A 12,403-nucleotide genomic window follows, 5' to 3' on the forward strand; every position below is an offset into this window, starting at 1 on the left:
TTGGTTTGAAGGTGATTACTGTTTGGCCGCGCCCTGCGGCATCCACCTCGCGAGCGCCGCATCCAGGTCCTGGCGGTCCGGCGAGCCGGCCGGATAGCGCTTGTGCAGTTCGTCCACCAGCTTGTTCGCGCCCGCCCTGTCGCCCCGCTCGTTTGCAGCCAGCGCGCGCAGCAGCAACACGTTGGTGTCATCCGGCGCGAGCTTCGCTGCGCTGTCGACCAGATCGAGCGTGTGCGCATCGAACCTGTGGTCGTTGCTCATCAGGCGCGCCTCGATCCAGCCGGTCAGCAGCGAGCTGTCCTTCATCACGCGCGGCTGCGCATGCTCGTAGGCTGCTGCCGCATCCGGGTAGCGGCCCAGCATCGTGTACGAGCGCGCCAGCAGCACCCAGCCGTCCATGTCTTCGGGATGCTGCTTCAGGTGGTCGGCCAGATGCTGGATCTCCGCGTTCATGTCGACACCGTCATGCATCTGCTGCGAAGCCCCCGACGCGCCCATCTGCGAATGCGGCGAGGCCTGCTCCAGCGCAGCCGTCTCGCCACGCACCGCATACAGTCCGCCCACCACCAGCGGCACCGACATCGCCAGCACCACCGACTGGCGGCGCGACGCGCCACGACGTCCGCCCGCCCAGTACAGGCTCGCACCGAACGCACCCACGATCACCACTGCCAGGACCACAAAGATCCACATACCGGTGCTGCCGTTCATTGTCTTGACTCCTTATGTTTGTTTTGCCCCGCGTCATCCACTTCACCCGCTTCACTGCCTGCCTCACTACCCACCGCACCGCCGCGCATGCCCCGCCACAGCGCGAGGATGCCGATGCCCACGAGCAGCAGCGGCCCCAGCCACAGCAGCAGCGTGCTGCCGGTCACGGGCGGACGGTAGATGACGAAATTGCCGTAGCGCGCCACCAGAAACTGCTTGATCTGTGCATCGCTCTCGCCCGCGGCCATGTGGTCGCGCACGAGATTCCTCAGGTCCACCGCCAGCGAGGCGTCCGAATCGGCCAGCGACTCGTTCTGGCACACCAGGCAGCGCAACTGGCTGGTCAGCCGGTACAGGCGGTCCGGATCTACCGGCTGCAATGCCCGTGCAGTTTGCGTGGCCGGTGCAGCCTGCGTGACCTGTGCAGGCGCAACAGTCTGCGTGGCCGTTGCAGGCGCAACAGTCTGTGCAGTCTGCGCCTGCGCGCCCTGCGCCAGCGGCGCGAGCAGCGCCAGAGTCAGGATCCAGGCGGCGCGCTTCATGAGTGCGCTCCCAGGCGCGGCAGCACCTCGTTGGCGATCACGTCCGGCGTCAGCGCACCCACGTGCTTCCACACGATCACGCCCTTCGCGTCGATCAGGAACGTCTCCGGCGCGCCGTACACGCCCAGCTCGATGCCCATGCGCCCGTCCGCATCCACCAGCGTCATCCCGAACGGGTTGCCCTGCTGCTGCAGCCACGCCGTCGCGTCCTTCGCGCTGTCCTTGTAGTTCAGCCCGATCAGCTGATCGCCGCGGCCCTGCGCGCGCAGCGTGTCGCCCAGCGCCATGACCACCGGCTGCTCGTCGGCGCACACGTTGCACCACGACGCCCACAGGTTCACCAGCCGCGGCTTGCCGCGCAGCTGCGCCGGGCCGATCGCGCCGCCACCGGCGGCCGTGCTGCCCAGCTGCGGCAGCGCCATGTCCGGCCACGGCTTGCCGATCAGCATCGAGGGCAGTTCGCGCGGATCGCGCGTCATCCCCACGGCCAGCAGCAGCAGCAGCGCGAGTGCCGCCACCGCCGATAGCGTCAGGATCCAGTGGCGGCGCAGCGAGGTCAGGATATTCATGCGTGCAACTTCACAGAGAAGAAAGGGTTTCCGGCACCGGGGCAGCAGCAGCGGCGGTAGCAGCCGCACCCTGCGGCGCCGTGCGGCGTAGCCGGCGCGCCAGCGCCGCACTGAGCGCACCCGCGCCCATGCACAGCACACCGAGCCACACCCAGCGCATGAACGGCTTGTACTGCACGCGCACGCTCCACGCGCCGCTGGTCTCATCCACCGGCGTGCTCAGCGCCACGTACACGTCGCGCGTCAGGGTCCAGTCGATCGCGCTGTGGCTCAGCGGCATCTGCGAGCCGATGTAGGTGCGCTTCTCGCTCACGAGCGCGCGCGGCGCCTGCGACGGACAGCGCAGCGTAAAGCGTCCCACCTGCGCGTCGTAGTCCGGGCCGCGTCCCTGGCCCATGCCGTCGAAGCTCACCGTGCAGCCGGCCAGCGCGCGCGTGTCGCCCGGCGCCATGCTCACGTCGTGCTCCACGCCGTAGCCCTTGACCATCGCCACGCCCACCACGAAGATCGCCACGCCCAGGTGCGACACCACCATGCCCAGGCCCGACGCCCCGAGGCCGCCGCCGCGCACGCGCTGCACCGCCCACTGCAGCGTGCTCACCGCCACGCCGAGCGCGCCCAGCAGCGCTACCACCACCAGCACGTGCACCATGCCGTACGCACGCGCGAGCAGCAGCGGCAGCACCACCGCGCCAGTCACGAGCGCCACCAGCGTGGGCATCATCCGGCGCAGCAGCTCGCCGCCCGAATTCCTGCCCCAGCGCAGCCAGATCGACACGATCAGCAGCAGCAGCGCGGGCATCAGCACCGGCATCATGACCGCGTCGAAATACGGCACGCCCACCGAGATCTTGCCCAGCTGCAGCGCATCCATGACCAGCGGATACAGCGTGCCCAGCAGCACCACCCCGCATGCCACCACCAGCAGCAGGTTATTGAGCGCCAGCGCCGTCTCGCGCGAGGCGAGGCCCGGCGCACGCGGCACGCGCACCGGCTGCAGCCGCTCGCGGTAGCGCGCCACGAGCGCCAGGCTGCCCAGCAGCGCGAACGCGATCAGCGCGAGCATCGCGATGCCGCGGCGCGGATCGGTCGTGAACGCGTGCACCGAGATCAGCACGCCCGAGCGCACGAGGAAGGTGCCCAGCAGCGAGAGCACGAACGCGCCGATGGCCAGCGCCGCCGTCCAGTACGCGAAGTGGCCGTGCTGGTCGCGTGCGACCTGCACGTGCAGCAGCGCCGCGAGCACGAGCCAGGGCATCAGCGAGGCGTTCTCCACCGGATCCCAGAACCACCAGCCGCCCCAGCCCAGCACGTAGTACGCCCACCACGAACCGAGCGCGATGCCCAGCGACAGGAACACCAGCGCCGCCGCCGTGTAGGGACGTGCCCAGCGCACCCAGAGTGCGGGCGCGCCGCGCCAGAGCGCGGCCATCGTCATCGCGAACGGCACGGTGGTGCCCACATAGCCCAGGTACAGCAGCGGCGGATGCATCGCCATGCCCGGATCCTGCAGCAGCGGGTTCAGACTCTGGCCCTCATCGGGCGCGGGCAGCAGGCGGGTGAACGGGTTCGAGGTGAACAGCACGAACGCGCCGATGCACAGGCTCACCAGCCCGAGCATGCCCAGCACGCGCGACGCGTAGCTGGCGTCATGCCGGCGCAGGCCCCACATGGACGCCAGGCTCCAGAGCGAGAGCGCCGCCATCCACAGCAGCATCGAGCCCTCGTGCCCGCCCCACACCGCCGCGATGCGGTAGATCACCGGCAGGCTGGTGTGGCTGTTCTGCGCCACATAGAGAATCGAGAAATCGTCGTTCACGAACGCCACCGCGAGCAGCACGATCGCGCCGAGAATGCCGCCGATCTGCCACAGCGCGGCCACCGTCGCGAGCCGCGGCTGCGCCTGCGGGCCGAGACCGCCCCACGCCTGCACCGCCGCCGCGACCACCGCGAGGATCAGCAGCAGCTGTCCAAGTTCACCGGTCATTGCGCGGCTCCCGTTGCTGACTGCGTAGACTGCGCGGCCTGCATCGCCACGTGCGTCTTCGGCGGCGTGTAGTTCTCGTCGTGCTTGGCCAGCACCTCGGTGGCCACCAGCGCGCCCTTGCCGTCGAGACGGCCCTGCGCGATTGCGCCCTTGCCCTCGGCGAACAGGTCGGGCAGCACGCCGTGATAGATCACCGGCACGCTGTTCTTGCCGTCCATGAGCGTGAAGCGCACATCCAGCGCGTCGCCCGACGAGCGCTGCAGCGAGCCCTTCTGCACCATGCCGCCCACGCGCAGCGTTTCGCTCGCGTGTGCGCTGCCCGAGGCGATGTCGCTCGGCGTCACGTAAAACATGAGGTTGCTGCGGAAGGCCTGCTTGACGAACACGCCCGCGGCCACCAGCAGCGCCGCGGCCACCAGGATCAGCAGCAGGCGCTTGCGACGCGGGGTCAGTACGGTCGCGCTCATGGCGACTCTCCTTGTGTTGCGGCCAGGGCCGCGTTGTGCGCCCCGAGCTGTGCGCGCCGCGCGCGAAGCTTCAACGCCAGTTGCTCTGCTGCGAGCGCAACGACCACCGACGCCACGCTGCCCCACACATGAACGCCGTAGCGTCCCATTCGGAGGAACGACGCCCAGTCGCTCCACCACAGATGGAAAAATTCAGACATCACCGACCTTCCATGTGATGCATGTCTGCCGCACCGTTGTAATGGCAACCTGCAGGCATCGTTAAACACGCGGTTTTATTGAGATTGGGCCGAAGCTTACCATGATTACGATCAAATTCGAGACCTCATCAGGGGTGCCGCAGAGGGGTGCGCGATTTAGACACATCATTTCAAAATGCCTGTAAAACAAGGTGCAAAAAGCGTGAATTGCCCCCAGCTTCCAGACCCTTGCCAGCCTTGCGCCGAGGCCTGTTTCGCGCGGTGTCCGGCACTTGCGATGCACGAGTTAAATGCACGGCATGTGGACGGGTAACGCTGTGTTGAATGGGGCTGAAAAACGTGAAAGACGCGCGGGCTTTCAGGAAGTCTGAAGTGCAAGGCGCGTACAAATGTCGCGCACGCGCGCGACCCGCTTCGAAGCACACCACGTCTGCTAATACCCGCAGCGCCAGCAGCGTGCCGGTCAGCGTGATATCGACGCACTCGAGCGTCTGCCACATTGCAAGGCACCGCACCGATCACGGTAATGGCCTGAGCAGATTTCGCCGGATTGTCGAACAAACTCACTTCGCGCCCCACAACTTTCGCCGTCTTCGTATTTGCTTCGAACATCGTGCCGACAGCCACGAAAGTTTCTTGATGCGAGCCTGCTCTATCAATTGCCAGAAAATATTCAGACATATACAGCAGGTTATTTAACTCGACATCAATCATTAAGCGCTATCTATTCGTTTAAAGCTTACCATGCATTTGATGGCACTCCATACCGCAGAATTGATCCTGCTCACGAGTGCTTGATTCACACGATTCACACACATCGCTTCGCTTTTTCAAGAGCCATTTGCACGACAGGTTCGAAATCGCGGCTCAGGTAAACGATGCTATTTTAGGTGCGAAAAAGTAATGTTTTGCATGGTCTTTTCGACGCACCATTCGCGTCGCCCTCGCCGCGTCCAATTCGTGTTTTGAACCGGTCGTACGCTTTATCCATATCATTTGCGAGCAGCACCGTTTCAACGAAGAATTCCGCACCGTGGCCGGTTTGTATGCACCGGACCGGAAATGGACGGCTATAGCGCTTTGGCCTTGCACGGCGACGGGGCCGGACCAAAGGCTTTATGCGCGCTTCAAGTAGAACCTTGTGAATGGTCGCAAGGGATAACTTCTGATGATCGTGAAACCGCAGCTCATTCTGGATCCGCCGTGCGCCTTTATGCTCGGCACGCAATCGCAGAATTTCCGTGCGAACGGCTTCAGAAATTTTTCGTTTTGGACTGTTGAGAGGGCGACGGTTTTGCGATTTGAGACCATCCTCGCCGGCTTCGTCATAACGGCGCAGCCACTTGCGCAGTGTCGGCCGCGAGATACCGCATTCTGTACAAACGAGACCGGCATTGCCGGTCTCGCGATACATCGTCACCTAATGCAATCTAACGGCGATTTCCTGCCCCAGCGCATCATGCTATTCAGAACGTGTGCGTCGATCATCACAACGCTCTTCAGGTTTGAGCGACAAATCGCCGCCAGATCGCGTTTGAAACCCGGTTGTATTACTCGTCCTCGTCCGGGTCGTGATACTCCTTGGGCAGGTGGTGCGCAATGCCCTTGTGGCAATCGATACAAGTCTGACCCGATGCCCTCGCCTGCATGTGCTTGTTGTAGCGAGTCTGGCCCTGCGCATCCTTGTCCATCGCGTCCCAGTTGTGGCACCGTTGGCATTCGGCAGAACCGTTCGCCTTCATGCGTGCCCACTCCTTGGTGGCAAGTTCCATACGGTTGGTTTCGAACTTCTCGTGCGTATCGATCTTGCCCGTCAGCTTGCCCCAAACTTCCTGGCTGGCTTGCACCTTACGCCACAGCAACGGCATAAGCGCATGAGGAACGTGGCAATCCGGACATGCTGCACGAACACCGTACTTGTTCTGGTAGTGAATCGTCTTCTTGTACTCTGGATACGGACCGTCACGCATTTCGTGACAGCTGATACAGAATTCAAGCTGATCGGTTTTATCCAGGGCTGTTTCAAACCCATTCCAAAACACGATGCCAGCGACGACGCCAACCAGGAGCAGTGTTAGCGCGGACCATTTCGCCGATGGGCGCCGTAATACGCGCCACATCCTGCACAGGAATCCGGGCGATTTCCCGGATCCTGGAGTCTTCTCATTCATGATACTTCCTGAGTAGTGCCAGGGCTTAAAGGAAAGAATACCGGTACGTCACGAACACAATATTTTGCGTATAGGTCGGCGACACTTGATTCGACGGCATGGTCGACACCGGCGTGAAGCCGAGCGCGTATGCGTTGTAGAAGTAGTCGTTCGAACTGAGACGCTGATAAATGTATCCGGCGCTGATCGTCGAGGCCTTGTTCAACTGATAGGCGCCAACAAAGCGAATCTGAAGCATGTTGCTCGTGATGTCCGGCGGCGAACCGAACGTACCCGCCGCCTGCGTCGGCAGATTCACATTCGTCGTGGTGTAGGTGGACCGGCCCAGCGAGTAAGAAACGTCTTCGTTGAACCGGAGCTTGCCGTTGAGCAGCTTCTGCTTGCCGTCGACGCCAAACGAGACGTCGTGGTCAGACAGCGAATTGCCCCACTCGGCAGCCAGATTCCCCGGGAGACCGCTCGGCAGAGAGGCATTCGTGCCACCCTTGGTGTTCAGCATGTTGTACGAGTTGTTCTGCCAGCTCGCGTAAGCGCCAAACGAGTAGTTATCGGAGATATCGTACTGAGCGTCGATGTTGATGCTGCTCGAATTGCCGCTCTGCACGCCGAACGTGTGGTCGTAGTAGTCGTCACGCGTATACCGGCCGTCGACGCCGACGCTGAAGGCGTTGGTCACCTGCCAGTTCACGCCGGCTTTAAACAGGTTCTCGCGACGCGATGCCTGATAGAAGGCGACGAAACCGAAGTCTTCCATACCGGCCGCTTCAATCGGGTTGTAGAACGCCTGATTGATGGTCGACCTGCGATCGGCGTAGGTGTAGCCCGCGTTGAAGCTGACCGAATCAAGAAGATTCAGGTTGTACTTCGCGACGAGCCGGTTTTCAGCCGAGTCGGGCGACTGCACGCACGAGGAATCGACGTAGTAGCCAGCAGGCGCCGAGGAACCCGTCGCATTGTTGGCGAGCGCGTTCTTGCACCAGCGGTTGATCTCCTCGAACTCGTAGCCCAGGTGCAGATGCTGCGCGTTGTCGAAGCGGTAGTCGAGTCCTGCATCGACGTCCGCCTTGCGCAGGCTCATCGGTGTGTTGACAACGATCCGGTTCTTGCCGCCGAGGTCATAGAACGAATACGTATTGGAGGACGTATTGTTGTCGCGCTCGTCGTACGTGAAGCCCACGTTCAGGCCAAGCTTGTTGGTGACCTGATGCGTCACACGGCCGTCGGCGTGCCAGATGATGACCTCGCCGTCGAGCGACTGCACCGGCAGACCCGGCAGGGTCGCAAGACCACCACTACCACCGGTAATGCTGTTCGGCGAGTACGTGCCGGCATAACTGTCGTCCTGCGTGTTCAGTGCGACCGAGGCGCTACCCACCACCTTGGTTTTATCGCTGACGATGTAGCCACCCGTGAACTTCAGTTGCTGGAACTGGTTGCTCGGCGGCGTGCTCATGGTGCTAACCGGGTAACCGGTCTTGCCGGTCGCGAGCAGCGGCGCAGTGCCGTTCACACCCGTGCTGACGTACGGATTCGTCCACGACACACCGCTGTAGTCGTCGTGATACAGCGAAACGTAGTACTCCGCGCTCGCGTAGGCCTTCTGCCCAACCCAGTTCAACGCAACGTTGAGGTTGTCGGTGGTCGACTCGGTCGGATTCATCAGAATGGCGACACCTTCGCCGCCGTAATTGAATCCGCCCAGAGCGGTCAGGTTCAACGGATCGGTAGCCGCGCCGATCAGCTTCGCGCCGGACATGTCCAGATGGTTGTAATCGAACTTGACGCTCCAGTTATCGTCGATCTGGTAGCTGGAGGTAACGCTGGTGTTCAGGCGCTGGTTATAGACGTCATGTTCGTTGAAAGCCCCCAGTTGCGTGGCCGTCAATCCCTGGGTACCGCCCTGGCGCCCCGCGGGCTGGTTCGCGATGGCCGTCTTGTTGATAATGCCGAAGTTCGACGGGAGCGTGAACACATTGTCGCCCTGCGAACCCAGGAACGGGCTTTCGTAACCCGTCGTGGTGTAGTGGCGCAGCTGGTCGAAGTTCACCCCGAACGACCACTTGCCCTGTTGTTCAATGCTGGCGCCGGCAGAGCGCGAGGTGGTGCCGAGATCCTTGCCGGTGACCTGCCAGCGCAGGTTGCCACCCTTCTGGCAGAAGCCGCTGCCGCCTTGTATGTTCAGAGCGCCGAGGCCGTAAAGGCCGGACTTGTTGATGCCGTTGTACTCGCCGAACTTGTTCGACGAGTCCGACGCGTTCAGGATGCCGGCTTCGAGATAGTTGGTCGGGCACACAAGTGCCTTGACGTCGCTATCCATGTCGTCCGCCGATGCTTTCGCAGCGGCCTGTGCGGCAGCCAGGCCCGGTACCGCCAGCATGAACAGTGCAAGCACAGCCAGCCGTACAGGGTTTGCCAGAATTTCCCCAGGCAAATCAGTTTTGCGCGTTTTCATCATTCACCATTTCTTTTGTGTTTGGCTTCGTCACTAATCGCGTTGGCAGATGAGCGGCCAACACGCGGCGAGCACGGTCTGACGAGCGTTTGGCAGCTTTTCAGACAAAGCTCGCCCCTTCCCGCCGGAAGTCTTGTCAGGCAAGACCTCCGGCGGTAGCGTCTACAGCAGCAACACGAATTAGCGACAGTGCCTTTTTGGTTAGCGGTGCAGGAATGCGCCGGCCGGAGAATTCGACCCGTGCACCATGACGTGACAGTTCATACAGGCGCGGCCAACCACGTTGTTGTTCGGCGCGGTATTCGGCGCCAAACCGCCACCCTGAATCCCCGCCACCGCGGAACCGGTCGGGCTCGGGCTGACGTGCGGACCGTCGTGGCACTTCTGGCACAGGAACGGCGGACGCGACTTGAGCAGCGGCGTGATGTTCGAACCGTGCGGGTTATGGCAGTTGGTGCAGTCCTCGGTCGCCGGCTGGTGTTCCCACAGGAACGGACCGCGCTTGTCGGCGTGGCATTGCCAGCAGGTTTCGTTCACGGTGTTCTGCTTGAGCAGATGCGGGCCGGACGAGCCGTGCGGGTTATGGCAGTCGGAACAGGCCATCTTGCCCACGGCGATCGGGTGCGCGGAAATCTTGTTGATTTCAGCACGCTTTTCACGGTGGCACTTGAAGCAGACGGTGGGCTGCTCTTCCTTGATGCGCACAGGGTCAGTCGGGTTGTGAACCACGTGGCAGCTGGTACAGGCGACGTCGTTGGCCTGGTGCTGGCTGCCCGGCCAATGCATGCGCAGACCTGCCTTGTGGCAGACGAGGCACGCTTCGGACTGCGCCTGCGGGCTGATCGGCGTATAGCCGGCAGGCGAGTGCTTGCTGCCGAACACGCGATCGGGCGGCAGGCGATGACCGCCTTCGGTCTTGCCGCTCAAGTGGTTCTGGCTTTCGCCGTGGCAGTCCTGGCAAGCCGGGGTCCGCGAATCGCCAATTGCGCCGTGGGGCGTCTGGTAGATCGAGAGGATCGGTTTCCTTTCAGATTCGTCGTGGCATTTCGTGCAGACCGCGTCGCGCTGCTGACGCGTGAGACTCCCCGATGGGGAGTCCTCCGCATGGCTAGCGGACACCAGCCCCAAGGCCAGCATCACGCCGCAAAATACCCCTTTCCACAATTTTTTTGATTTCATGTCTGCACGTCATCCCACGTGTCCGCCGTGCTTCATCTGCGCTTAGCACCACTAAGTGCGGATGCAGCGCGGAGGACAGTTTCAAGAATTTTTATAGGGAAGCTACCCGGACACGCCGGGTACTCCAGCCGCTATTGAAGCGAGAGGATCCAGTCGATCAGATTCTTGATTTGTGCCATGTCCTTCGGCGGATCCGTTTCGATGATCTTGTGGTTCTCTTCGTGACCATCGGCGAACTTCGCCTTTTCACCGGACGTGACGTGGTGAATCAGCTTGGCCTCGGCATCGGGATTGCCCTTGTACTTCTGCGCGACCTTCGCCCATGCCGGACCATCCTTGTCCTTCTGAATGGCATGGCAACGGAAGCAGTTGTTCTGGCGGGCGAGTGCCTTGGCGGCGTCGGCATCGGCTGCCGATGCCGAACTCGATACAAACAACATTCCTGCGGCCAGTGCGGCGACAGCGACTGAAACGGTAGAAATTGCTCTCACGACTTGCTCCTTCGATTGATACGAACCAACACCCTCGTTGATGTCATGTTGCTATCCACAGGTTTGTCTTTATTGATCCCGCGAATACGCCTCAAGACGCCTTTCAATTAACTTACGCTTATGAAGTAAGTTTCGATGCAAACCGCAACTCAACGAACGCTTGCAATGATCCACACCTGCAACGTAGCTAACAATATTTATCCTTACGTTCGTTACACCAAGTTCACTCCTGGTTGCGCTCTATCAATGGTGAATCGGAGAGGTGTTGGCTGGAAATGACATCGCGAAAAGTCATCATTTGTTGGTTTCCCCAATTACCCATCAGCAGAGAATAAACATCAAATCGTGATAGAAATAACACTCTCACAGGATGCATGTTTTTATATTGCTGTAGACGGGCATCGCGACAGGCACATTAAGCGAACGGGAGGTCCGTCTTTAAGACTCGGTCGATATAGGTTCTATATGTTTGTTACAGAATGAACGATGTGGACCCGTGTCGCAATTGGGTGTGGCGTCTCGTCACGCGGATTCGATGATTCCTGAAAGCCGTTGTAATGTATAACGTCAATCAAGGCAAATAGATGAGGGCAAAACGGTAGATTCAGCTCACTATTTGTTAGAAAATTCAAAAGCGGTTGCGGCTATCACACAGTCATATGGTGACTTATGAGACTTACTGATTTTACCGATTACAGCCTGCGGGTCCTGATCTATGTTGCAGAGCGCAACGACGAACTCACCACCATTCAAGAGATATCCGACGCGCTTTCCATTGCACGAGGGCACGTCGGAAAGATCGTTCACACGCTTGCGCGCGCCGGTTATCTGAGCACGACCAGAGGCAGGATGGGCGGACTGCGTCTGGGCCGGCCGGCAAACGAAATAACCATTGGCGCCGTCGTTCGCACGACCGAGCCGGATTTCTGCATCGTCGAATGCTTCAACGCGGGCGACAACAAATGCGCGATCACGGCGGCCTGCGGCCTGCGAGGCGTGCTGGAGCGGGCTTTGCACGTGTACATGGACGTTCTCGACCGATATTCTTTGGCGGATATATCGATTGAACAAGGCACACTGGCACGTCTTATTGCCTGCGCGCCGCCGGTTCGCCCACTAGTACATTGCGTTCACGAGTTGACCGTCATCGAGAATTGATCGCGCCGAACGAAAAAAATCTTCGGATATCGCGTGGCATGGCAGAAGGTTTCATATCCACCGGATTTGAAAACCAGATGGCACTCCGATGGCGCTAACGAATGACGCCAAATCAGGCGCACGAAGACGAAAGGGGTTGCATAGGCAACTCCACATATGGAGCGTTTGAGCAAAATATTACGGTGCGTTACACGGCTGGCTCTTCTCGGGGTAATTTCCGCACAGCAACTTCAGCGTAGCCCGGTTTCTGGCAAATGACGCTATTGCCATCTTGAAGCCCGGTCGCCCGAAAATGGCGCCGCTGTCAGTTTTCTCGCAGTACACGCTAATTCTTAAGAAACCTTAAGCTAAATCGGTAGACACTCGATACGCCTTAAGAAATCTTAAGTAATAATCGCGGGTAGCCTCTACTCCTATTTGATCCACTTGCGCAACTGAATGCTGTCCAACGCAATTTGGCCGATTCTTAAGCACGG

General features: G+C 60.7%; 12 protein-coding genes and 1 pseudogene. 1 reads left to right on the plus strand and 12 read right to left on the minus strand.

Annotated features, from left to right (window positions below):
• Positions 1–15: 15 nt before the first annotated feature.
• The 12 genes and pseudogenes from ACFPTO_RS20695 to ACFPTO_RS20750 all read right to left on the minus strand — a co-directional run bounded on the left by ACFPTO_RS20695 (position 16) and on the right by ACFPTO_RS20750 (position 10,769).
• Entirely contained in the window at positions 16–711 is a 696-nt protein-coding gene (locus tag ACFPTO_RS20695) for a tetratricopeptide repeat protein (RefSeq protein ID WP_377714291.1), read from the minus strand.
• Positions 708–1,253 (minus strand): cytochrome c-type biogenesis protein, encoded by a 546-nt coding sequence (locus ACFPTO_RS20700; protein WP_377714293.1) that lies wholly within the window; start codon positions 1,251–1,253, stop codon positions 708–710. The genes ACFPTO_RS20695 and ACFPTO_RS20700 overlap by 4 nt, the downstream gene beginning before the upstream one ends.
• Positions 1,250–1,822 carry a DsbE family thiol:disulfide interchange protein gene (locus ACFPTO_RS20705; protein WP_377714295.1) on the minus strand — a complete coding sequence of 191 codons (573 nt, stop codon included), beginning with the start codon at positions 1,820–1,822 and terminating at the stop codon, positions 1,250–1,252. The genes ACFPTO_RS20700 and ACFPTO_RS20705 overlap by 4 nt, the downstream gene beginning before the upstream one ends.
• 10 nt (positions 1,823–1,832) lie before the next feature.
• On the minus strand, positions 1,833–3,809 hold the full coding sequence (locus ACFPTO_RS20710) for a heme lyase CcmF/NrfE family subunit (protein WP_377714296.1): 1,977 nt from the start codon (positions 3,807–3,809) through the stop codon (positions 1,833–1,835).
• Positions 3,806–4,276 carry a cytochrome c maturation protein CcmE gene (ccmE, locus tag ACFPTO_RS20715; RefSeq protein WP_377714298.1) on the minus strand — a complete coding sequence of 157 codons (471 nt, stop codon included), beginning with the start codon at positions 4,274–4,276 and terminating at the stop codon, positions 3,806–3,808. The genes ACFPTO_RS20710 and ccmE overlap by 4 nt, the downstream gene beginning before the upstream one ends.
• Positions 4,273–4,476 (minus strand): heme exporter protein CcmD, encoded by a 204-nt coding sequence (locus ACFPTO_RS20720; protein ID WP_296650633.1) that lies wholly within the window; start codon positions 4,474–4,476, stop codon positions 4,273–4,275. Before ACFPTO_RS20720 ends, ccmE begins: the two co-directional genes overlap by 4 nt.
• A 165-nt stretch (positions 4,477–4,641) precedes the next feature.
• Positions 4,642–5,190, minus strand: a complete 549-nt coding sequence (locus ACFPTO_RS20725; protein WP_377714300.1) for a hypothetical protein — start codon at positions 5,188–5,190, stop codon at positions 4,642–4,644.
• A 343-nt stretch (positions 5,191–5,533) separates the two neighbouring features.
• Positions 5,534–5,890: pseudogene (locus ACFPTO_RS20730) on the minus strand (helix-turn-helix domain-containing protein); the annotation flags it as partial.
• 136 nt (positions 5,891–6,026) lie between these two features.
• The gene (locus ACFPTO_RS20735) at positions 6,027–6,647 is read right to left on the minus strand and encodes a NapC/NirT family cytochrome c (RefSeq protein WP_377714302.1); all 621 of its coding nucleotides are present in this window, start codon (positions 6,645–6,647) and stop codon (positions 6,027–6,029) included.
• A gap of 25 nt (positions 6,648–6,672) precedes the next feature.
• The gene (locus ACFPTO_RS20740) at positions 6,673–9,024 is read right to left on the minus strand and encodes an MtrB/PioB family decaheme-associated outer membrane protein (RefSeq protein ID WP_377714303.1); all 2,352 of its coding nucleotides are present in this window, start codon (positions 9,022–9,024) and stop codon (positions 6,673–6,675) included.
• Between the two features lie 276 nt (positions 9,025–9,300).
• Positions 9,301–10,278, minus strand: coding sequence for a DmsE family decaheme c-type cytochrome (locus ACFPTO_RS20745; protein WP_377714305.1), 978 nt, complete (start codon positions 10,276–10,278; stop codon positions 9,301–9,303).
• Positions 10,279–10,409: 131 nt separating this feature from the next.
• Entirely contained in the window at positions 10,410–10,769 is a 360-nt protein-coding gene (locus ACFPTO_RS20750; RefSeq protein ID WP_377714307.1) for a c-type cytochrome, read from the minus strand.
• Between the two features lie 669 nt (positions 10,770–11,438).
• On the opposite strand from ACFPTO_RS20750, the gene ACFPTO_RS20755 reads away from it, so the two are divergent.
• Positions 11,439–11,927: an Rrf2 family transcriptional regulator gene (locus ACFPTO_RS20755; protein WP_377714309.1), complete on the plus strand. Its 489-nt coding sequence runs from the start codon at positions 11,439–11,441 to the stop codon at positions 11,925–11,927.
• Positions 11,928–12,403: the final 476 nt, after the last annotated feature.

Origin of the sequence: Paraburkholderia denitrificans (assembly GCF_042655705.1) — a bacterium.
GTDB lineage: Bacteria > Pseudomonadota > Gammaproteobacteria > Burkholderiales > Burkholderiaceae > Paraburkholderia > Paraburkholderia denitrificans.